The organism is Photorhabdus viridis (genome assembly GCF_040256935.1).
Lineage (GTDB): Bacteria > Pseudomonadota > Gammaproteobacteria > Enterobacterales > Enterobacteriaceae > Photorhabdus > Photorhabdus viridis.
Window position 1 is genome coordinate 41,962 of sequence record NZ_JBEJZY010000026.1, and the last position, 21,267, is coordinate 63,228.

19 protein-coding genes, 3 tRNA genes and 1 pseudogene are annotated in these 21,267 nt (G+C 43.7%); 1 reads left to right on the plus strand and 22 read right to left on the minus strand.

Going from position 1 to position 21,267, the window contains the following annotated elements; translation table 11 throughout:
- Nucleotides 1-10 precede the first annotated feature (10 nt).
- From ABR397_RS12760 to tsaE, 19 genes are all read right to left on the minus strand, one after another.
- On the minus strand, nucleotides 11-814 hold the full coding sequence (locus ABR397_RS12760) for a dimethylarginine dimethylaminohydrolase family protein (RefSeq protein ID WP_350306068.1): 804 nt from the start codon (nucleotides 812-814) through the stop codon (nucleotides 11-13).
- A complete protein-coding gene (gene argG, locus ABR397_RS12765) occupies nucleotides 811-2,001 on the minus strand; it encodes an argininosuccinate synthase (protein ID WP_350306069.1) in 1,191 nt (396 codons plus the stop codon). Before argG ends, ABR397_RS12760 begins: the two co-directional genes overlap by 4 nt.
- A complete protein-coding gene (locus tag ABR397_RS12770) occupies nucleotides 1,991-3,037 on the minus strand; it encodes a PLP-dependent cysteine synthase family protein (RefSeq protein WP_350306070.1) in 1,047 nt (348 codons plus the stop codon). Before ABR397_RS12770 ends, argG begins: the two co-directional genes overlap by 11 nt.
- 804 nt (nucleotides 3,038-3,841) lie before the next feature.
- On the minus strand, nucleotides 3,842-4,294 hold the full coding sequence (rplI, locus tag ABR397_RS12775; RefSeq protein ID WP_021322927.1) for a 50S ribosomal protein L9: 453 nt from the start codon (nucleotides 4,292-4,294) through the stop codon (nucleotides 3,842-3,844).
- A gap of 38 nt (nucleotides 4,295-4,332) precedes the next feature.
- A complete protein-coding gene (gene rpsR, locus ABR397_RS12780) occupies nucleotides 4,333-4,560 on the minus strand; it encodes a 30S ribosomal protein S18 (protein ID WP_000135199.1) in 228 nt (75 codons plus the stop codon).
- A gap of 4 nt (nucleotides 4,561-4,564) precedes the next feature.
- Nucleotides 4,565-4,882 carry a primosomal replication protein N gene (priB, locus tag ABR397_RS12785; protein ID WP_021322928.1) on the minus strand — a complete coding sequence of 106 codons (318 nt, stop codon included), beginning with the start codon at nucleotides 4,880-4,882 and terminating at the stop codon, nucleotides 4,565-4,567.
- 5 nt (nucleotides 4,883-4,887) lie between these two features.
- Nucleotides 4,888-5,283: a 30S ribosomal protein S6 gene (gene rpsF / locus ABR397_RS12790; RefSeq protein ID WP_021322929.1), complete on the minus strand. Its 396-nt coding sequence runs from the start codon at nucleotides 5,281-5,283 to the stop codon at nucleotides 4,888-4,890.
- A gap of 156 nt (nucleotides 5,284-5,439) precedes the next feature.
- On the minus strand, nucleotides 5,440-6,177 hold the full coding sequence (gene rlmB / locus ABR397_RS12795) for a 23S rRNA (guanosine(2251)-2'-O)-methyltransferase RlmB (RefSeq protein WP_350306071.1): 738 nt from the start codon (nucleotides 6,175-6,177) through the stop codon (nucleotides 5,440-5,442).
- Between the two features lie 106 nt (nucleotides 6,178-6,283).
- On the minus strand, nucleotides 6,284-8,722 hold the full coding sequence (gene rnr, locus ABR397_RS12800) for a ribonuclease R (protein WP_350306072.1): 2,439 nt from the start codon (nucleotides 8,720-8,722) through the stop codon (nucleotides 6,284-6,286).
- Nucleotides 8,723-8,766: 44 nt separating this feature from the next.
- Nucleotides 8,767-9,192 carry a nitric oxide-sensing transcriptional repressor NsrR gene (nsrR, locus tag ABR397_RS12805; RefSeq protein ID WP_350306073.1) on the minus strand — a complete coding sequence of 142 codons (426 nt, stop codon included), beginning with the start codon at nucleotides 9,190-9,192 and terminating at the stop codon, nucleotides 8,767-8,769.
- Between the two features lie 190 nt (nucleotides 9,193-9,382).
- Nucleotides 9,383-10,681 (minus strand): adenylosuccinate synthase, encoded by a 1,299-nt coding sequence (locus ABR397_RS12810; RefSeq protein ID WP_350306074.1) that lies wholly within the window; start codon nucleotides 10,679-10,681, stop codon nucleotides 9,383-9,385.
- A 148-nt stretch (nucleotides 10,682-10,829) separates the two neighbouring features.
- A complete protein-coding gene (gene hflC / locus ABR397_RS12815) occupies nucleotides 10,830-11,840 on the minus strand; it encodes a protease modulator HflC (protein WP_350306075.1) in 1,011 nt (336 codons plus the stop codon).
- A gap of 2 nt (nucleotides 11,841-11,842) precedes the next feature.
- Nucleotides 11,843-13,051 (minus strand): FtsH protease activity modulator HflK, encoded by a 1,209-nt coding sequence (gene hflK / locus ABR397_RS12820; protein WP_350306076.1) that lies wholly within the window; start codon nucleotides 13,049-13,051, stop codon nucleotides 11,843-11,845.
- 105 nt (nucleotides 13,052-13,156) lie between these two features.
- The gene (hflX, locus tag ABR397_RS12825; protein WP_350306077.1) at nucleotides 13,157-14,437 is read right to left on the minus strand and encodes a ribosome rescue GTPase HflX; all 1,281 of its coding nucleotides are present in this window, start codon (nucleotides 14,435-14,437) and stop codon (nucleotides 13,157-13,159) included.
- Nucleotides 14,438-14,534: 97 nt separating this feature from the next.
- Nucleotides 14,535-14,843 (minus strand): RNA chaperone Hfq, encoded by a 309-nt coding sequence (hfq, locus tag ABR397_RS12830; protein ID WP_023044707.1) that lies wholly within the window; start codon nucleotides 14,841-14,843, stop codon nucleotides 14,535-14,537.
- A 110-nt stretch (nucleotides 14,844-14,953) separates the two neighbouring features.
- Complete coding sequence (gene miaA, locus ABR397_RS12835; RefSeq protein ID WP_350306078.1) at nucleotides 14,954-15,895, minus strand: tRNA (adenosine(37)-N6)-dimethylallyltransferase MiaA; 942 nt, start codon at nucleotides 15,893-15,895, stop codon at nucleotides 14,954-14,956.
- Entirely contained in the window at nucleotides 15,888-17,798 is a 1,911-nt protein-coding gene (gene mutL / locus ABR397_RS12840) for a DNA mismatch repair endonuclease MutL (RefSeq protein WP_350306079.1), read from the minus strand. Before mutL ends, miaA begins: the two co-directional genes overlap by 8 nt.
- A 9-nt stretch (nucleotides 17,799-17,807) precedes the next feature.
- On the minus strand, nucleotides 17,808-19,091 hold the full coding sequence (gene amiB / locus ABR397_RS12845; RefSeq protein WP_350306080.1) for an N-acetylmuramoyl-L-alanine amidase AmiB: 1,284 nt from the start codon (nucleotides 19,089-19,091) through the stop codon (nucleotides 17,808-17,810).
- Nucleotides 19,092-19,105: 14 nt separating this feature from the next.
- A complete protein-coding gene (gene tsaE, locus ABR397_RS12850) occupies nucleotides 19,106-19,570 on the minus strand; it encodes a tRNA (adenosine(37)-N6)-threonylcarbamoyltransferase complex ATPase subunit type 1 TsaE (RefSeq protein ID WP_350306081.1) in 465 nt (154 codons plus the stop codon).
- Between the two features lie 159 nt (nucleotides 19,571-19,729).
- Between tsaE and ABR397_RS12855 the strand changes: the two are divergent.
- A pseudogene (locus ABR397_RS12855) lies at nucleotides 19,730-20,089 on the plus strand (tRNA epoxyqueuosine(34) reductase QueG); the annotation flags it as partial.
- A 763-nt stretch (nucleotides 20,090-20,852) separates the two neighbouring features.
- Here ABR397_RS12855 and ABR397_RS12860 read toward each other — a convergent pair.
- The 3 genes from ABR397_RS12860 to ABR397_RS12870 form a co-directional block, all read right to left on the minus strand.
- A tRNA-Gly gene (locus ABR397_RS12860) sits at nucleotides 20,853-20,928 on the minus strand.
- Nucleotides 20,929-20,979: 51 nt separating this feature from the next.
- Nucleotides 20,980-21,055: transfer RNA gene (locus ABR397_RS12865), tRNA-Gly, on the minus strand.
- Nucleotides 21,056-21,110: 55 nt separating this feature from the next.
- Nucleotides 21,111-21,186: transfer RNA gene (locus ABR397_RS12870), tRNA-Gly, on the minus strand.
- Nucleotides 21,187-21,267 lie beyond the last annotated feature (81 nt).

Sequence of the window (21,267 nt, forward strand, 5' to 3'; positions counted from 1 at the left end):
CTCATTATAGTTAGTTTATTTTTAATACTAGGCAACGCAAGCTACCACCACTCTTTAAGAATTCACCCATATTACATTTAACAACATGATAACCATAATTATTTAATTGTTGCTCAACCTCAATAGAACAATCATGCATTAAAATATCTTTTCCTATTGGGATATTATTACAAACAAATAACTCTTTGGCATCATGTTCTGATATTGGGATCCTTCGTTCAAAGGTTTTAGAAATATAATCCTGACTTTCTTTAGTAAATGCTTCCGGATAATAAATAACAGTATCTTTGTCAATAAATGAAAATGCCAAAGCCACGTGGAAAAAAGTGTTATCCTGAATATGCAGTTCACCTTTAACTTTAAGTTCTGGATATACTTTCTGAATTGTCTTTATTGCTTCTTTATCTGAGCGAGGACCATAACCAAATATGATGTCATTATCCCAATAGATAACATCTCCAAGCCCTTCAAAATAGATATCTTCATCAACACGATGTATCTCATAACCCAGATCTTCCAGATAATCTATATAATACTGACTTTCTCCCTGGCGTTCAGCGTACCGGAAATTACTGGCAAGAAACTTATTATTATGTACCATGCCACAATCACCTGAAAACGTCATATCAGGCAAACCATTAACAGGATCGATAATGCGAATATTAATACCTCTTTCAGTCAGTCGCTCATAAAGAAAATCCCACTGTTGTTGTGCTAATCTCTTATTCACTTTGTTATTAGGATCCATCCAGTCATTAATAACGTATTCAATATCGTAAAAATTAGGTTTACACATTAATAATTCTTTAATCATAATATTTTCCTCATTCTGGATTTAACACTTTGATTAGTATGAATATTAAATATTTTTGCGAATCCCTCCGCATCACTTTGACTATATAAATGTCCGCAGTTATATATAGCCAAATTATGATCATAAATGCTGCTCTTTGAAGAACGGGAGCAAACATTAATATATTTATAACCTAATTCAAGTTTGACCTCACCATTGACATGCTGATTCATACTATCAATAAATTGGTTCAAATGAGTAAATAAGGGATCATACCAAAGTCCAGAATAAACCAGTTCAGCCCATTTTTTATCAATTATTTCTTTAAACCAGTTTTCATTACGATTACTACAGTAGAGTTCCAAGTCACGATGAGCGGTAATTAAGATATGTGCAGCAGGTGATTGATAAATTGCTCGCGTTTTCAAACCTACAATGCCATCTTCAACAATATCAAAAATACCAATTGATAGATTTTTACCAATTTCATTTAATATTTCAATGATTTCAGTTAATGATTTCTTTTCGCCGTCAAGCAATAGAGGTATACCATTTTCAAAACCTAATGACAAAGATATTGGCTCAGTGGCCAATAGTGCGCGCTCAAATAACCTCTCTTTGACATCCTCAGGAACCAATGTTTCTGGTTCTTCCAATGGGCCGCATTCGATACTCAATCCCCATATATTTTCACTAGTAGAATAGGGATTATTACAACCAAATTCTTGAGGAATACCATATTGTGCAGCATAATTATTTACGATATTTTCATCGTATTTAAAATCTCTCAACGAAGAAATAGGAATTTTGTTCAGAATTTCTATATTCATATCCATTCTGACTTGATCATTACCTCTGAATTGATGTGCAATATAATTAATATTGAGCTCATTGGCTACTTCAACGGCGGCTTCAGCAATTGCAGGCCGGGAAAGTGCAGCACTGAGATAATAACCATTTTGATAAATAGCGTTGGCTTTTATTGCTTTTGAAAGAAAATTTTCAGCAAACTGCATTCGATAATCTTTATAAATAAATTTATCGGCACCCGCAACCATGCATTCCAATTCAATATCTTCAATATCTCTTACTTGCCCCTCATCAATATAAAGAGCAATAACCTCTTTAAACTCAGATTTAAGACTTCTTATTATAAGAGGATTATAACGGCGATTATAGTAAATCACCAAAACACTATCAGAATTCATTTAGCGTACACCCCATGCTTATAATAATTTCTTCTAACCCAGATTCTGTCGTACTTTCTTCAATGAGTTCTGAGAAATTATTTTCAAGTAGCCAGGTATTGTTATAAATCGTGTCTATATAACGCTCTCCACTATCAGGAATAATGACAACGATATTATCTCCAGGTTTAAAATCATCCAGGCGATCCAGTGCCGCACTAACCGCACAGGCTCCCGTCCCACCAATCAGAATACCTTCATTTCTGGCTAATTTTCTTGCCATACGGAATGCGTCAATATCTGCCACTTTCAAAGTAAAATCGATATTGCTGCAATCGAGAATAGTTGGTATAAATGCCAACCCAGCTCCCTGCACCAGATATTTTCCTGGCTCTCCACCGAAAATAATTGATCCAACAGGTTCAACACCATAAATTCGTACTTGTGGATTTTTTTCTTTCAAATAACGAGAAATCCCTGTGAGGGTTCCACAACTTCCTGCCGTAGAAAAACAAGCCGTCAAATTATCGCCAAAGGTTTCATACAACTCACGTCCTGTGGAATGATAATGTTCATCAGGATTAACCTGGTTTTCAAATTGCATGGGACTGAACGCATTCGGATAGGCTTTTATGATCTCTTTGGTTAAATCAATACGATATTTGACAGTATCCACTCCGGCTTCAAATTCTGGCAGGAAAATAATTTCAGCACCAAATGCTCTGATTTTATCGCGTTTCGCTATCGGCACCATGCGGTCTAAAACAGCAATAAATCGGTAACCCTTAACAGCACATGCCATTGCCAAACCGATCGCAGTATTACCCGATGATGGTTCAATAACCACCATTCCTGGCCTCAATTCTCCCTGGGCTTCCGCCCTTTCCAGCATAGCGACTGCAATACGGTCTTTAATACTTCCACCGGGGTTAATATTCTCCATTTTAAGAAAAACATTAACACCTTTAGTATATTTTCCATCCAACATAACCACAGGAGTATTACCTATAGTTTGTAATATATTTTTACCTAGCTTCATATCCGTTTTATCTCTCATTTTTTGGTCAATGTGAAGAACATACAGTGATAACGAGGTATTTTTATATATAATATATCTATTAATCTATTGATGAAATTATCTATTTTATGAATAATTCTTAGAAAGAATCTAATTCCCATTAAAAATAAGCCCATTTACTTGTGTTCTCACACAATGAGCAATCAACACAACTGATAATTATAAATTTACACCTAAAAGTCTACTGTCAACTCTGACAGTTATATAAAGAAAACTCCATATAAATTTTTAATATTATTATTTAATAATAAGAATATATATCGTTAATTTCCCATATTCTTATATAACATCAGATAAACCACTATTATAAATATAATATTTGTAATTATATAAAAATATATTTTTAAATTATTATGAAATAATAATATCTGTAATTAACCAGATTTATGAAAGAATAGATAAGAATAGATAAGAATATCTGATAAAAAATCACCCATCGCAACGGGATTAGCAATACCATATTATTAGATAATAAAAAATACGAAAACAATTATTTATAGATAATAATATGATAATTGGTGACATTTATACCATAAAAAACCAAAAATCAATGATAATAAAAACAAACTAAAAGTAAAAATTACAGAGAAATACGTAATAAAACCTCTGCTTTGATAAGTTAAAAATAAAGATAACAAATAGAAAATAAATTGGATTAATATTCAATCCAATATAAGTTACCCACGGAAATTTTATAAACTAACGAGATAATAGTAAGTTGAAACAATAAAAAACGCCGGCATTGCCGGCGTTTTTTACTTGTTAGCATCAGTTAATCAGAGATTAAGCTTCAGCAACAATGTTAACGTTCAATTTCGCGAATACGTCGCTGTGTACCTGGAAGTTAACTTCATGTTCACCAGTAGTACGCAGAACGCCATTAGGCAGACGAACTTCACTTTTAGATACTTCAACACCTGCGGCAGTCACTGCATCAGCAATATCGCGGGTACCGATAGAACCGAACAGTTTACCTTCGTCACCCGCTTTAGAAGCGATAGTGACGGAACCCAGTGCGCTGATTTTCTCAGCACGAGCTTGCGCCGCTGCCAGAACGTCAGCCAGTTTAGCTTCCAATTCAGCGCGACGAGCTTCGAAGAATTCGATGTTTTTCTTAGTTGCAGGAACAGCTTTGCCCTGTGGAACTAAGTAGTTACGGGCATAACCCGGTTTAACGTTAACTTGATCACCCAGACTACCCAGGTTTGCTACTTTATCAAGCAGAATAATTTGCATTACCTTATCCTCTCAGAGTCGTTAATGGACTGCGCCGATTACTGATGACGATCAGTGTAAGGCAACAAAGACAGGTAGCGCGCGCGCTTGATAGCACGAGCGAGCTGACGCTGGTATTTTGCACGGGTGCCAGTAATACGGCTTGGTACAATTTTACCGCTCTCGGTGATGTAGTTTTTCAGCGTAGCGATGTCTTTATAATCAATCTCTTGAACGCCTTCCGCGGTGAAACGGCAGAACTTGCGACGACGGAAATAACGTGCCATTTGGCTAGTCTCCAGAATCTATCAATTCAATCTGCTCGGCATGAAGAACCAGTTTGTTAAGACCATTGCGACCTTGATGGCAACTAATGAATCCTGAAACGGTTAATCGACTGCCGACCGTTATACTGTGAGTTAAAACTTGTAACAATTGTCCGCTGGCAATAACGGGCATTCTGCACCATGCTTGCCTGCTCAGACCGGCTTCCTGCTGCTGTGAGCGATGCTCGAGCACAAACTGGCAATGAGGAATGCCGGCAGGACTGACTTTTCGAATGGGGGCTTTGCACACTGTGCCAGAAAGCACCAAACGATTAGTTGTCACGGTTATTACTCTTCAGAATCCCCAGCTTCTTCAGCATCAACGCCGGCGTCTTCCATAGAGTAATCGCGGCTGCGACGCTCATCTTTGGCTTTAACCATTGGAGATGCTTCAGTTACCGCGTGCTTAACGCGCATAATCATGCTGCGGATAACGGCATCGTTGAAGCGGAAGTTAGTTTCCAGCTCATCAATCACTTCCTGCGGCGCTTCAACGTTCATCAGAACGTAATGAGCTTTGTGCAGTTTGTTGATTGGATAAGCCAGTTGACGGCGGCCCCAGTCTTCCAGACGGTGAATCTGACCTTGCGCGTTAGCGATAGTCGCACTGTAACGCTCAATCATGCCCGGAACCTGTTCGCTTTGGTCAGGATGGACCATAAAAACGATTTCGTAATGACGCATTAGAATTGCTCCTTACGGATTATTCAGCCTCCTGTCAGGGTCAACCGCGGCCCATGGAGGCAAGGAACTTGTTTAAGTGCGGCTGAAAAATTGACGCGTAACTATACCCGCCTCATATAAAAAACTCAAGGAGCGGGTAACGCTTTATGTTATGGGTTACTGCGAACTCCGCTGACGCACTGCTTCAAACAGGCAAATACCCGTTGCAACAGACACATTCAGGGATGAGACCGAACCCGCCATTGGAATACTAATCAATTCATCACAGTGTTCGCGGGTCAGACGACGCATACCTTCCCCTTCCGCCCCCATCACCAACGCCATAGGGCCGGTTAGTTTACTCTGATGTAGCGTATGGTCGGCTTCTCCTGCTGTACCCACCACCCAAATATTGTGTTCCTGTAACAAACGCAAAGTACGGGCGAGGTTGGTAACACGAACAAGCGGTACGCTCTCCGCGGCTCCACATGCCACTTTCTTCGTAGTGGCATTAAGCTGAGCGGAACGGTCACGGGGTACAATAACAGCATGTACGCCTGCTGCATCAGCACTGCGCAGGCAAGCCCCCAGATTATGCGGATCTGTCACACCATCAAGCACCAACAAGAAAGGAGTTTCCATTTGTGCCAGCAAATCCGGCAGGTCGTTTTCCTGATACTGACGACCTGGTTTTACTTTAGCAACAATCCCCTGATGCACAGCACCTTCCGTCTGATTATCCAGCCACTGACGATTTGCCAGTTGGATAGTCATCCCGATATTTTCCAGTTCATTAATCAGTGGCGTCAGACGGCGGTCTTCGCGCCCTTTCAGTACATAAACTTCTATAAAACGCTGAGGATTGCGCTCTAGTAAAGCTTTAACGGCATGAATACCGTAAATAATTTCACTCATAATCTTCTTATTTTCACTGACATACCATGGACCCATCCATCAGGCTCAATGTATTCAAGAGACTAAAATATTCAGGCTACCCTGAAAAAACAGGATAGCCCTTTGATTATTTATCTGCGCTTTTCTTAGCCCGCTTAGCTTTGAATTTAGCAGCAATTTTCTGTGTTTTGGCTGAAAGGTTCTTACCCTTTTTCTTATCTCCTTTAGGCTTATCCACAGATTTCTTTTTACGGAAAGCGCCATCGGGTTCAAAGTTAGCCTCTTTGCTATGACTACGCCCTTTCTTACTATTCTTACGACCAGGTTCTGCTTTTTTCGCCCTATCACGCGCTGTCTTACCGACGTTTCGGGCTTCCCGACCAACGGAGAGCAGTTTAAAATCAATATTACGCTCATCCATATGAACAGCTTCCACACGGATTTCAACTTCATCTCCCAACCGGAAAGTTTTACCAGAAAACTCACCAATTAAACGCTGACCAACATTATCGAAATGATAATAATCATTATTCAATGTGGAAACATGTACCAGGCCGTCAATAAACAGATCATTCAAACGAACAAAGAAACCGAAACCGGTCACACTGGTGATAATTCCGGTAAAGGCATTACCCACCTGATCCTGCATAAAGTCACACTTAAGCCAATCGGCAACGTCTCTTGTTGCTTCATCGGCACGGCGCTCTGCCATTGAACAATGTTGGCCCAGTTGCAGCATATGCTCCATATCGCTGTGCCATCCACCAGTCGACGTCCCACATTGTTCAACAACACCTTGTTGTTTCGCCAGCAGATATTTAATCGCCCGATGCAGCACCAAATCAGGATAACGGCGGATAGGTGAGGTAAAATGCGCATAAGAATTCAAGGACAGACCGAAATGACCACGGTTTTCCGGATCATAAATTGCCTGTTTCATTGAACGCAGCAACATAGTTTGCAGCAACTCATGATCCGGCCGTTCAGCCACTTGCTGCATCAGTTGCGCATAATCCTTTGGTGTTGGTTGCATACCACCCGGCAGAGTTAACCCCAATTCACCGAAAACAGAGCGCAAATTAACAATGCTCTCTTCTCTTGGCCGATCATGAATGCGATAAAGCACCGGCTCGCTGTTTTTCTCCACGAAACGTGCAGCCGCAATATTCGCCAGAATCATGCACTCTTCAATCAGCTTATGAGCATCATTGCGGGCAACCGGTTCAATTCGTTCAATACGGCGTTCAGCGTTAAAGATAAACTTCGCCTCCTCTGATTCAAAGGAGATTGCACCCCGCTGTTCACGGGCATTTTCCAACGCCTGATAAAGCCCATGTAAATGTTCAATATGCTGAACCAACGGTTTATAGTGCTCACGCAGTTCTTGATCACCCTGCAACATACGCCATACTTTGGTATATGTCAGGCGTGCATGAGAATTCATTACTGCTTCGTAAAATTTATAGGATGACAATTTTCCCTGCTCTGAAACCGTCATCTCACACACCATACAAAGGCGATCAACCTGCGGATTCAGAGAACAGAGACCATTGGAAAGCACTTCAGGTAACATGGGAACAACCTGAGATGGAAAGTAAACTGAGTTACTCCGGTTGCGGGCTTCTGTATCCAATGCCGTTTGTGGGCGGACATAGTAACTGACATCAGCAATAGCAACCCATAAACGCCAGCCGCCGCTTCGCTTTCTTTCACAATAAACGGCATCATCAAAGTCACGAGCATCTTCACCATCAATTGTCACCAATGGTAAATCACGCAGATCAACGCGACCTTCTTTCGCGGATTCCGGTACCTGCTCATTCAGGGAAGCCACTTGGTTTTCCACCTGTGGCGGCCAACTGTGCGGAATTTCATGAGTACGCAGGGCCATTTCCACGGCCATGTTCGTTCCCATCTTTTCACCCAGCACTTCAACTATTTTACCAACAGCTTTTGTACGGCGCGCTGGACGTGTAGTCAATTCAACGACAACGACGTTCCCCATGCGGGCGCCACTATTTTCATCTTTTGGGATCAGGATATCAAAGCTCAAACGACTATCATCCGGCACCACAAAACCCATACCGGAGTCAATAAAATAACGGCCAACAATCTGGCTGGTCTTAGGTACCAACACACGGACAATACGCGCTTCACTACGCCCTTTGCGATCAGAAGGTAGTGGCTGTGCCAGTACGACATCACCATGAATAGCCATTTTTAACTGCTCGGCAGAGAGATAAAAATCGTCTTTACGGCCTTCTACCCGCAGGAAACCATAACCATCCCTGTGACCGATGACGGTACCTTTCAATAAATCCAGTTTTTCCGGCAAGGCGTAACATTGACGACGCGTGAAAACCAGTTGACCATCACGTTCCATAGCCCGTAAACGACGACGTAACGCTTCAAGCTCTTCATCGTTAGTCAGATTCAGCTCTTGTGCCAGTTCCTGGCGACTTACCGGTGCAGTGTGTTTAGAAATAATGTCTAAGATGTATTCGCGGCTTGGAATAGGAGATTCGTATTTTTCTGCTTCACGTTCCAAAAAAGGATCTTGTGACATGGCGGTTCCTCCGTTGTCATCAGCAGGCTGTTTGCGCCATTTCTTCATTCGGTCAGAAGCAGCTTATAAAGGGGGATATTATCTTCAACCATATCAGCTAAAGTATGCTTATCCAGTTCATTCAAAAATGTTTCTATTGCCTGATTTAATACCACTTTCAGGCGACATGCAGAGGTAATATGGCAAAATTCCTGACTACAATTAACCAATGATAATGGTTCGAGAGCACGAACGACATCACCAATTCTAATATCCTTTGCTGGCTTACCCAGGCGAATGCCGCCGTTTTTACCACGAACAGCATCCACTAATCCTAAGTGGCTCAACTGGTTAATAATTTTTACCATGTGGTTACGAGAAACACCATAAACACGAGTGACTTCAGAAATACTGGTCATCCGGTTTTGCGGTAAAGCAGCCATATAAATTAGCGCGCGCAAGCCATAATCTGTAAAACTCGTTAACTGCACATCAACCTCTGGATAATGAGATATAAGCTAATATATCCGAGAACAAATTAAAAAAATAAGTATTTGTTCAATTTATATACCTTGAATTGGCCGAAATCATGTTAATCATCTGGTAGTTAGCAAAAAAGACCATAATAGATAGCAAAAAACCGGGCTGAAAAGCCCGGCTTTACCTGATTATGTGACACAATCAAGCATCAAACGGATCACGCAGAATCATCGTTTCTGAACGATCCGGGCCTGTAGAAATAATATCAACCGGAACGCCGGTCAGCTCTTCTACACGTTTGATATAATTCAGTGCCGCCTGAGGCAATTTACTGTGCTCTTTCACACCAAAAGTACTTTCGTCCCAGCCAGGCATAGTCTCATAAACAGGTTCAATACCTTCCCAGTCATCCGCAGCCAGAGGCGTTGTCTCAACCACGCGACCATCAGGCATCCGGTAACCAACACAAATTTTGACTTCTTTCAAACCATCCAGTACGTCCAGTTTGGTCATACAGAAACCAGACAGTGAGTTGATTTGTACTGCACGGCGGATAGCAATGATATCCAGCCAGCCAGTACGGCGGCTACGCCCCGTAGTCGCACCGAATTCCTGACCTTTTTCACGCAGGTAATTGCCAGTTTCATCAAACAACTCAGTTGGGAATGGGCCAGCGCCAACACGAGTGGAGTAAGCCTTGATAATCCCCAAAACATAATCAACATAGCGTGGACCTAAACCGGAACCTGTTGCAACACCACCCGCCGTGGTGTTGGAAGAGGTCACGTATGGATAGGTACCGTGGTCGATATCCAATAACGTGCCTTGTGCGCCTTCGAACATAACCAACTCACCTTTCTGAGTTGCTTTATACAACAGGTCAGAAACGTCAACAACCATACCCGTCAGAATATCGGCAACAGCCATAATTTCGTCCAGAGTTTTCTGGTAATCAACCGCCGGTTCCTGGTAATAATTAACCAGTTGGAAGTTATGATATTCGATAATTTCTTTCAGCTTGGCCGCAAGTACTTCTTTATCAAACAAATCACCAACGCGCAGACCACGACGTGCAACTTTGTCTTCATACGCAGGGCCGATACCGCGGCCGGTTGTACCAATTGCTTTTGCGCCACGTGCTTTTTCACGGGCATTATCTAACGCAACATGGTACGGAAGAATAAGCGGGCAAGCTTCTGAAATGAGCAAACGCTCGCGGACAGGAACACCTCGGGATTCTAACGCGTTCATCTCTTTCATCAGCGCGTCCGGTGCTAATACAACTCCGTTTGCGATGATGCTGATAACATTTTCACGCAGGATCCCCGATGGGATTAAGTGGAGAACGGTTTTTTCACCGTTGATAACCAGTGTATGACCAGCATTATGGCCCCCTTGATAACGAACAACATACTTAGCTCGTTCAGTCAGCAAGTCGACGATCTTGCCCTTGCCCTCGTCACCCCATTGGGTGCCCAATACGACAACGTTCTTACCCATTTCAAAATTCACTCGGTTGCTTAAAAATGGATTCTAACATCTCATTCCACACCTTTCAGTAATTTTTATCATATCTGTTATTTTTGTTGACCGCCTGACACGACAAGGCCCGCCTGATGCGGGCCTTACTTAGATATTCAAACATCTATCAATGCTGAACTGCACGTTTTTCAGGTGCTTTCATATAACGGAAGAAATCAGTATCCGGGCTTAACACCAGAACATCTTTCCCATCTTCACTGAAGCTCTTCTCGTAAGCACGTAAGCTACGGATAAATGCATAGAAGTCAGGATCTTTGCTGAATGCATCAGCAAACAGCTTAGCGGCTTCTGCATCACCGGAACCGCGCAAAGTACGGGCTTCACGCTCCGCTTTCGCCAACGTTTCAGTCACTTGTTTATCTGCTGTTGCCCGCAATTTTTCCGCCTCTTCCTGACCCTGAGAACGGTGACGACGGGCTACCGCTTCACGCTCTGCACGCATACGCTGGAAGATAGCTTCTGAAACTTCTAGTGGCAGGTTAATCTGTTTGATACGCACATCAACAACCTCAATACCCAGAGCAGCCATACTGTTCGGATTAATGGCCGGTTGTTTACCCGCAGTTTCTTTCTCTACAAGAGCCGCCGCTGAGGCAATCGCATCATCGGCTTCACTGGTAGCCACCGTTTCACCGTCAGTCGTACCTTTGTTCAGGGCGTCACGAACATCAGTAGTCAGTTTACCACGGGAATCAGTCACAATGCCGCGAACATCCAGACGACCAATCTCAGAACGCAAACGGTCACTGAACTTACGTTTCAACAGAACTTCAGCCTGAGAAATATCACCATTACCGGTAGCCAGATAGTAACGGCTAAAGTCGATAATGCGCCATTTCAGGTAAGAATCGACAATCAGGTCTTTGTTTTCACTGGTCAGGAAACGGTCCGCCTGAATATCCATAGTCTGGATACGGGCATCAAGTGTTTTCACTGTTTCAATGAATGGCACTTTAAAGTGCAAACCCGGTGCATAAACGATCGGTTTATTTTCCGCGTCACGGGCAACCTTACTAAAACGCAGAACAATACCGCGCTGTCCTTCATGCACAACAAACACTGAAGTATACAAAGCCACCAGTACAGCAACAATAATAACGATGAATGATTTACGCATGATTATTGTCTCCCTACTCTGACAGTATCGTTACGCAGATTATCTGTCCGGTTTGAACTTAAGGGTGCTGTCGGGCGAGTAATGCGCGAGCTAGAAACAGTTGTATTACCAAGCTGACTTTCCACGGCTGTTTTACCACTGGCTGCATCGCTACGGAACATTTGCTCCAATGGCAGGACCATCAGGTTATTACTGTTCTCATTAGCAATAACTTTGCGGGTATTACTCAGTACTTTTTCCATAGTTTCAATATACAGGCGCTCACGGGTAATTTCCGGTGCTGCTTTATATTCAGGCAGCATCTTGGCAAAACTCGCCACTTCACCCTGCGCTTCCAATACCACACGCGCTTTATAAGCCTTAGCATCTTCGATTAATCGTTGAGCCTGACCATTTGCACGCGGTTGAACTTCATTAGCATAAGCTTCCGCTTCACGAATGTACTGCTGTTCATTTTCCCGAGCAGCAATCGCATCGTCAAATGACGCTTTTACTTCTTCCGGTGGACGGGCAGTCTGGAAGTTAACATCCAGCAAAGTAATACCCATTTTGTATGGACGAATCGTTTCTTCCAGTACCTTCTGGGTATCGCTACGTACAATAGTACGGCCTTCAGTCAAGATTTTATCCATAGTGTATTTGCCGATAACACCGCGAACCGCGCTGTCAGTTGCCTGACGCAGGCTGTTATCAGGGCTTGTTACGCTATAGAGATAAGCGGCTGGATTCGTCACACGGTACTGAACGTTCATTTCCACGCGAACAACGTTTTCATCAGAAGTCAGCATCACACCGGACGCCGCCAGTTCACGAACAGATTCCACGTTGACCGGAACCACTTCATCAATGAATGTGGGTTTCCAGTTCAGACCTGGCTGCACGATATGGCTCAATTTACCCAAACGGGTGACAACACCACGTTCTGTTTCTTTAATCGTATAGAAACCACTGGCGGCCCAGATCACGACGACCGCGACAACAACAAGGCTAACGATACGCCCGCCAAATTTTGCCCCCTGATCAGAGCCATTACCGCCCTTATTCCCACCGAAACCACCGAGTTTACTGCTCAGCTTACGGAACAGATCGTCGAGATCAGATGCCCCACGGTTTCGACTACCTTTGTTCCCGCCGGAGTTGCCGCTATTATTATTGCTGCTCCCCCACGGGTCGCGGTCTTGTCCGTTGTTTCCGGGCTGATTCCACGCCATGTTTTCGCTCCATTCTTTTATGATTGGTTTTTCAGGCCAAGAGCTGCTTATAAACAAACCAGCTCTCAATCACACTAGTTTTCAGATATTCATCTGACAAGCACATCAGACGATATAATCAAACAAATCCTGTTCTTGTTTGCACAGACGGCGCCAGTCAACAATCGGCATTCTCACTTCAATACCAACTTTGCCGTCCTCTTCTATCCACTCTTTTTCTATTGCCTGAAGTTGATAGAAGCGGCTACGTAAACGACCCGCTTCTGGCGGCAAACGCAATTCGTAGTGTGCGATTTCACCCGAAAGGCGCTCCGTTAACGCTTGTAACAACAACGGGATACCTTCACCGGTTTGCGCCGACAACCAAACTCTGACCGGTAAGTTATCTTCGTTGCGATCAATACGTGGGGTGAAGTCTTCCAGCATATCAATCTTATTCATCACCAGCAGTACCGGAATTTCATGAGCTTCAATTTCTTCCAGTACACTGTCAACTGCGGTAATATTTTCGTCTAGGCGACTATCCGCAGCATCAACAACATGCAGCAATAGTGTCGCCTGCCGGGTTTCCTGCAATGTCGCTTTAAATGCCGCAACCAGATCATGAGGCAAATGACGGATAAAACCAACAGTATCAGCCAACACTGCCGTGCCGACATCATCAACTCCAATCCGCCGCAACGTTGGATCCAGTGTTGCAAACAGCTGATCAGCCGCGTAAACCTCAGCGGAAGTCATACGATTAAATAAGCTCGATTTCCCGGCGTTGGTATATCCCACCAGAGAAATCGTCGGTATATCCGCCTTATTCCGCGCCTGACGCCCCTGTTCACGCTGCTTCTCAACCCGATTAAGGCGGCCCAGAATCTGACGGATCCTATCCCGCAGTAAACGCCGGTCTGTCTCAAGCTGAGTTTCCCCCGGCCCCCTTAGACCAATCCCACCTTTTTGACGTTCAAGGTGAGTCCATCCCCGGACAAGACGGGTAGAAAAATGGCGTAACTGCGCCAGCTCCACCTGCAACTTCCCTTCGTGAGTCCGTGCCCGTTGAGCAAAAATATCCAGAATCACACCAGTGCGATCGATAACCCGACACTGGCAGAGCCGTTCAAGGTTACGCTCTTGCGCAGGGCTAAGAGTATGATTAAACAGCACAACATCAGCGCCACTAGCCTGTACAGCCTCAGCAATCTCCTCAGCCTTACCTTCTCCGACAAAATATTTCGGATGAGGCGCTTTTCTGCTTCCTGTGACAATTTGAACAGGAACCACACCAGCAGAAGTTACCAGTGATTCAAACTCACTGAGATTGTCTGTGTCTTTATCCTGCGAGAAGAAAATGTGCACCACAACGGCTCGTTCACCGCCTTCATAACGCTCAAACAAAGGAGAGACCTCTCAGGCTGAGTAAAAAACTATAGGAAAAAACATAGGTAAAGTCTCCCTACCTATGTTTTTCTTCATTTTGTTACCGTTCTCAAGCTTATTCAGCGCCATCACTTTCCTGTTGTGCTGCCGGAGCGGAAGCTCCACCAGAGTGGTAATTACCTACACTTGCCCCTACACCCGTATTGCTACTGTGATGAGAAACTGGGCGGGAAGGTACAACAGTCGAGATAGCGTGTTTATAAACCATCTGGCTAACTGTATTTTTCAGTAAAATGACAAACTGGTCAAAAGATTCAATCTGACCCTGCAATTTGATGCCGTTGACCAAATAAATAGAAACCGGGACCCTTTCACGCCGTAACGCGTTCAGGAACGGATCTTGCAAAGATTGCCCCTTAGCCATTCTATATTTTCCTTATTTTGTTGTTTTTAACTAAGAACCTAGAGGTTCGAAAAAATGAACTACTCAAAAATTGCGCTTTGGTACTCATCAATTGTACACAATCAATAAACCTATGCACTAACAACCTGCATAACTGTGCTTAAAGCCTGTTCAGGTTGAGAACTCTCCAACCAATGAACCGACTCCCAACTTCTGAGCCAAGTTATTTGACGCTTTGCCAATTGGCGTGTTGCACAAATACCGCGATAAACCATTTCATCGTAGTTAATCTCGCCGGAAAGATAGGACCACATCTGGCGATAACCAACGCAACGAATAGAAGGTAAATCCACATGCAAATCATTACGAGCATAAAGTGCTTTAACTTCTTCTTCAAATCCTGATTCAAGCATTTGATGAAAACGCGCTTCAATACGTTGATGAAGGATCTCACGCTTTGCCGGCGCAATAGCAAATTGATGGACACGGTAAGGAAGCGCTTCTCCTGACAATCTCGTCAGCTCAGTGAGAGTTTTACCTGAAATCAGAAAAACTTCCAGTGCCCGGGAAAGCCTCTGTGGATCATTGGGATGAATTCTTAACGCTGCCACAGGGTCAACCTTCTGTAGCTGCTGATGCAATGCATTCCATCCTTGCTCTGCTGCCTGCTGCTCTATTTGCGCCCGAATAACCGAATCAGCAGAAGGCAAAGGGGATAAACCTTCAAGTAATGCCTTGAAATAGAGCATAGTTCCGCCAACTAATAGAGGAATACGCCCAGAAGCGGTAATTTCCGCCATTTCCCTCAACGCATCCTGACGGAAATCAGCCGCAGAATAAGGCTGAGAAGGGTCAAGAATATCGATCAAACGATGAGGCGCCAATGCTTGCTCTTCTGTTGTGGGTTTAGCTGTACCAATATTCATTCCACGATAAATCAGCGCAGAATCAACACTTATCAGTTCCACAGGAAGATATTGGCGCAAAGCGATAGATAAGGCGGTTTTGCCTGAGGCCGTCGGCCCCATAACAAAGATTGCCGCTGGCAGATGTTGAGTTTTCTGATCACTCATGAGTAAGGGATGCCACCACTGCTTGTAAATCAATTAATTGTAATAGCCCATCTGGTGGAGATTTTACCAGTTGTGGGCAAAGCCGCTCAACATCAGCCAATAACTGTATTGCCTGAGCAACATTCCACATTTCATGCTCACTGCCAATATGACGAACAAGCCAAGTTACAATCTGTTCTGCCGATGCTGATGGCTGCTGCGCCAAATAGTTTAACAATTCAGGAATTAATTTGGGCAAATTTTGCTGGCGCAATGGTAACGATACAGCACATAGTGTTGCTTTTCCATGAGATACAGACGCTTCGATACCAAAAGAGCCTAATAAGTCACTATAATGATTTAAAGCACTAGCTTCTTCCTTACTGAGAGCAAGTTTCAGCGGGATCAAAAGCGGTTGTGGTTTCAGCCCTTGCTCCGCTGGTGTCAACTGTACTTGTTTTAACCAGCGTTCAGCGACCGGCAAAGATAACAGCCCAATACCTAACGGAGATTCAATCAGAGCGTAACATGGCAGATATATGCTCAACACTTTACCAAAACTATGACTGTTATTTTTAACCTGAATAGGAACAGGCGTCACTTTTGCCGCCATAACAGGAGCGATTTTTGCCGGGAACAGCTCTCTTTTCTCTTCGGGCTCCTCCGGCACAGATTGCATCAGCTTCTGATACAGCTCACCCTGAGGTTTTTGATAATTGTCTCCATGATACTGACGATTTTCACCACTGTGGGAGAAACCCGTACTACTCTTGCCTGACAAAACCTCTTTTGGTGAAGAAGTCGCCGCAGATACGGTGTTATTTTGCCGGGAAAAATGATTTTCTCCTGCTGATGGGCGGTTTTCCGGCTCCCAGACCGGTGCAGGTTCACAACATGCCATATCCAGCTCAACGCCGCTTCCACGCTGTTTTAATACAGCAGTGACCCCCTGATAGATAAAATCGTGCACCAAGCGGGCCTGATGGAAGCGAACCTCATGCTTCGCCGGATGTACATTAACATCCACCTGATGCGGATCAACTTCCAGATACAAAACAAAAGCCGGCTGCTGTTCTCCCTTGATCAAATCTTGATAAGCCTGACGGATAGCATGATTAATTAAACGATCACGCATCATACGTCCGTTAACATAGCAATATTGAATATCTCCACTCACTGTCGCATTCATCGGATCCGCAACCCATCCCTTGATGGATAAATCTCCATGCTGCCAGGAAAGAGCAAGCGCCTGCTGCATAAAAGCGGTACCACAAATAGAAGCCAAACGTCGTTCATACTGTGATTGTGATTCCTCTTTTGCCGGCCGGTACTGGCGAACCAACTTGCCGTTATGATGCAAATTGATTGATACATCCAGACGCGCCAGCGCAATACGTCTGACAACTTCATCAATATGACCAAATTCCGTTTTTTCTGTTCGCAGAAATTTACGCCGCGCGGGTGTGTTATAAAACAGATCTAACACTTCAACAGTACTGCCTACCGGATGAGCAGCCGGCTTCACGGTGACTTCCATATCCCGTCCTTCAGCGTAGGCTTGCCAAGCTTCATTCTGCCCTTCAGTACGGGAAGTCAATGTCAGACGCGAAACTGAGCTGATACTGGCCAACGCCTCTCCGCGGAATCCCATACTGATAATCGCTTCCAGATCATCCAGTGTGGCAATCTTACTGGTGGCATGACGAGCCAGCGCCAAAGCAAGATCCTGATGATTGATTCCACAACCATTATCACGGACACGGATAAGTTTTACTCCACCGCGCTCGATTTCAATATCAATGCGGCTGGCTCCAGCATCAAGACTATTCTCCATCAACTCCTTGACTACTGATGCGGGACGTTCTACGACTTCGCCAGCAGCAATTTGGTTTGCCAATTGAGGAGGTAAAATCTTGATCGCCATATTTAACCCTTACTTCCTGTCTGCTTTAGGTGCAGCCTGTAATGGATGCGCCAGAAAATAGTTGCGCAATCCACGATGGATAGCGCTTGCCAGCTTATCCTGAAAATCACTGGAACCAAGCAATGCTTCTTCAGATGAGTTACTGATAAATCCAGTTTCTACCAAAATTGAAGGGATATCCGGTGAGCGTAGCACACCCAAACTGGCATGTTCTGGCGAACGTTTATGTAATGAACCAACTTTGCGCAACTCATTCAAAACCTGTACTGCAACGTTATAGCCCACCCGTTGAGAGTGACCGAATTGTAAATCCAGTACCGCCTGGCTTAGATAAGGATCTGCGCCATTTGCCAATGCATCGCCTGCACCGCCCAGTAATTCAGACTGTTTCTCATGCTGCTCAAGCCAATTACCCAATTCGCTATTTGCTCGCTTGTTCGACAGTACCCAGACAGAGGCACCACGCGCACTGCGATTGGGCGCAGCGTCAGCATGAATAGAAACCAGCATATTCGCGCTATGCTTACGCGCAACCTCAGAACGACCTGCAACAGAAATAAAATAGTCTCCGTTACGGGTCAAAATGGGTTTGAACATAGGATCATTGCGCAATAGCGCTTCCAATTTACGCGCAACACTAATAGTGACATTCTTCTCTTTCAGTCCATGTTGCCCGATCGCGCCAGAGTCTTGTCCACCATGTCCCGCATCAATAGCAACAACAACTCGCTGACTTCCCTTGGAAGTAATTTGTGGAGTCGCCTTTTTTGTCGCCGCCGGTTTATTATCAGTAATAACTGATTTACTGGCTGCCTGTTGTGAACTTTCTCTGAAAACAGGATTACTGACAGAAGCACCAGAAGCCCGCAAGGTAAAAATAACCCGATATTCACTACCCGACTGCTGCACTATAGAGTTGACTTTAACTTTTTTATTTAGTTCAAACACTATACGTTTTTTTTGTGCATCAGGCGCCTGACTGGCGCGAATTTTCTTCACTAAATCCAGTCCCGGCAAATTCATTGGCAAGCCAATAATATTTCCTGACTGGTGAATATCTACCACTAAACGCTCTGGTGAATGCAATGGGAAAAAGCTGTAATCAGGGCGATTACCTGAAAAAACCATCGTCACTTTTGATTCACTGATACTATTACTCACGTGGATATTGGATAAAGTCGCCGCTGTCGCTGTTACCACCACTAAACTGCTCATCATGATAAACAGCCAGCAAATTATCATAAAACTGATTTGCCATTTCTTTATCATTTTTGCAACTAAAGGGTACATCATGGTTTGGTGATCCCTCATAAATATTTCAAATTATCTAGCAGACTCTCACCATATTCAGACAAAGCAATAAAATGTGCCTGTCGCCCTCCGGGCTGGTAACTCAAATGTAATTTAATATCCGCATCCGGCAATACACCTTCTCCTTGCTGAGGCCATTCCACCAGACAAATAGCATCCTGATGGAAATAATCACGAATTCCCATAAACTCCAATTCTTCCGGATCAGCCAACCGGTAAAGATCAAAATGGTAAACCGGCCTCGGTGTTAAAGCGTAAGGTTCAACCAAAGTGTAGGTTGGGCTTTTTACATGCCCTTGATGGCCCAGGGACTGTAAAAAACCACGGCTGAATGTCGTCTTACCGGCGCCTAAATCACCATATAAATAAATTACACTGCCATGATTACAGGCAGCCGCAACCGAGCCTCCAAGGGAAACCGTCGCTTCTTCATCTTGAAGTGATAAAACAAGTTCTTTCATCGAATAATATCTGCTGTTTTATTAATTCGTCAGCTAAAACAATAACCCTAACACAACTCTATTATCAACATTTAACATCTTCTGCTCAGTTTCACCGCTGAATTCACTATTTTTGGCCTGCAACAGATTATGCTATACTGCGGTTCCTTGCAGCATAAACCAACAGATGAAGTTGATTTCAGCCCCCGGGCAACATTACATACGCCGGAATTATTGGATTTATTCAATTGGAATGAAGAAAAATTCCTGCGAATAACAGAAGGTTCTGCAATCCGCCGTATCGGGCATTTACGCTGGTTACGCAATATTGCGGTTGCCTTGGGAAACGCGCCATATCAAAACAACATCGTTCTATCTCTACGACAGAAACTAGGATTAAACACAATGCTTGATGAGCATATTCATTGGGCTATTGACCAACAAATGACTCGCCGGGCAACTAATACTGTCCATGTACAAACTTCTCAACAAAAACGGCTGATCCGAGCGATAACCAAAGGCTTACCCAGAGATGCTTAATTATTAGCCATCCTGACGGTGTATAAAAAAATTCAAATAATTTTCCTGTGAATAAAATAAAAATCCCTTGCTGATCAACGCTCAAAAAAAGCGCAAGTGATCAGTATGGTATTTCTTAACAAAGGATTATTCCAAAAAACTATCAATGAGTTACAGAAGAAATATTGATTTTATAAAATGTAAGATCAAGAAAATTTGAAAGAAACAGCCTGTGGATAAGTCTGTGTGGTAATTTTAAGGTGTCGTACTTATTTACCAAGAAATCACTTTCTATTCTGTGGATAAAAAATAGAAATCAACACCAAACCCTATAGTCCAAAAATCGAATCAAAATAAGCGAGTATTATCATTGGGGAAGAAACTTGGAGAGGGAAGCAAATTGCTCGAATCCCACTTAACTTATTGATTCAACAGAGATTTTTAAATAGACCGTCGTCGAAAGGAGTGCATTATGTACCACCCTCAAAAGTTTGGCAAGCAGAAGTTGAAAAAACTTTCGGAGTTAAAGGATCATGCCTTTCCCCTTCCTGCGTGTCCTGTGCCAAAGAAAGACAAAGAGCCTATAACCAAGCAATAACTCTTAACGGACAAACATCATACATTAGCTGTAGAGTCGGCGCACAATTTAAACATTCAGTTAACGCCATGAATGCAAAAACCCCAAGACGATGTTTGCAACATCATGCAACGGGTTCTATTACGTGAAAATAGGATTGATATAAGGAAAAGAACACTGCTGGATTATCGGCATGAAAATAAGGATTGGAGCGGGAAACGAGACTCGAACTCGCGACCCCGACCTTGGCAAGGTCGTGCTCTACCAACTGAGCTATTCCCGCATTACTGACTGACTAATTATAGCCTGAAACAACATAACCGACTTAAAACTTTGGAGCGGGAAACGAGACTCGAACTCGCGACCCCAACCTTGGCAAGGTTGTGCTCTACCAACTGAGCTATTCCCGCGTCACTGATTGGCTAATGATAGCCTGAAATAACATACTGATCACAAATCGAAATTTGGAGCGGGAAACGAGACTCGAACTCGCGACCCCGACCTTGGCAAGGTCGTGCTCTACCAACTGAGCTATTCCCGCATATCTTTCAGTATGCCATACCTGATAAAATTCTTCATCGGTACGGGGAGCGCATTATACGAAAAATCGTTGCGCTCGCAA

What these genes read in the sequence shown, in the direction of transcription:
- ABR397_RS12770 (WP_350306070.1), bottom strand. Translation starts at nt 3,037, where the DNA reads ATGAGAGATAAAACGGATATGAAGCTAGGTAAAAATATATTACAAACT.
- amiB (WP_350306080.1), bottom strand. Translation starts at nt 19,091, where the DNA reads ATGATGTACCCTTTAGTTGCAAAAATGATAAAGAAATGGCAAATCAGT.
- rpsR (WP_000135199.1), bottom strand. Translation starts at nt 4,560, where the DNA reads ATGGCACGTTATTTCCGTCGTCGCAAGTTCTGCCGTTTCACCGCGGAA.
- rlmB (WP_350306071.1), bottom strand. Translation starts at nt 6,177, where the DNA reads ATGAGTGAAATTATTTACGGTATTCATGCCGTTAAAGCTTTACTAGAG.
- rplI (WP_021322927.1), bottom strand. Translation starts at nt 4,294, where the DNA reads ATGCAAATTATTCTGCTTGATAAAGTAGCAAACCTGGGTAGTCTGGGT.
- rnr (WP_350306072.1), bottom strand. Translation starts at nt 8,722, where the DNA reads ATGTCACAAGATCCTTTTTTGGAACGTGAAGCAGAAAAATACGAATCT.
- tsaE (WP_350306081.1), bottom strand. Translation starts at nt 19,570, where the DNA reads ATGAAAGAACTTGTTTTATCACTTCAAGATGAAGAAGCGACGGTTTCC.
- miaA (WP_350306078.1), bottom strand. Translation starts at nt 15,895, where the DNA reads ATGAGTGATCAGAAAACTCAACATCTGCCAGCGGCAATCTTTGTTATG.
- ABR397_RS12760 (WP_350306068.1), bottom strand. Translation starts at nt 814, where the DNA reads ATGATTAAAGAATTATTAATGTGTAAACCTAATTTTTACGATATTGAA.
- mutL (WP_350306079.1), bottom strand. Translation starts at nt 17,798, where the DNA reads ATGGCGATCAAGATTTTACCTCCTCAATTGGCAAACCAAATTGCTGCT.
- argG (WP_350306069.1), bottom strand. Translation starts at nt 2,001, where the DNA reads ATGAATTCTGATAGTGTTTTGGTGATTTACTATAATCGCCGTTATAAT.
- hflC (WP_350306075.1), bottom strand. Translation starts at nt 11,840, where the DNA reads ATGCGTAAATCATTCATCGTTATTATTGTTGCTGTACTGGTGGCTTTG.
- hfq (WP_023044707.1), bottom strand. Translation starts at nt 14,843, where the DNA reads ATGGCTAAGGGGCAATCTTTGCAAGATCCGTTCCTGAACGCGTTACGG.
- hflK (WP_350306076.1), bottom strand. Translation starts at nt 13,051, where the DNA reads ATGGCGTGGAATCAGCCCGGAAACAACGGACAAGACCGCGACCCGTGG.
- rpsF (WP_021322929.1), bottom strand. Translation starts at nt 5,283, where the DNA reads ATGCGTCATTACGAAATCGTTTTTATGGTCCATCCTGACCAAAGCGAA.
- ABR397_RS12810 (WP_350306074.1), bottom strand. Translation starts at nt 10,681, where the DNA reads ATGGGTAAGAACGTTGTCGTATTGGGCACCCAATGGGGTGACGAGGGC.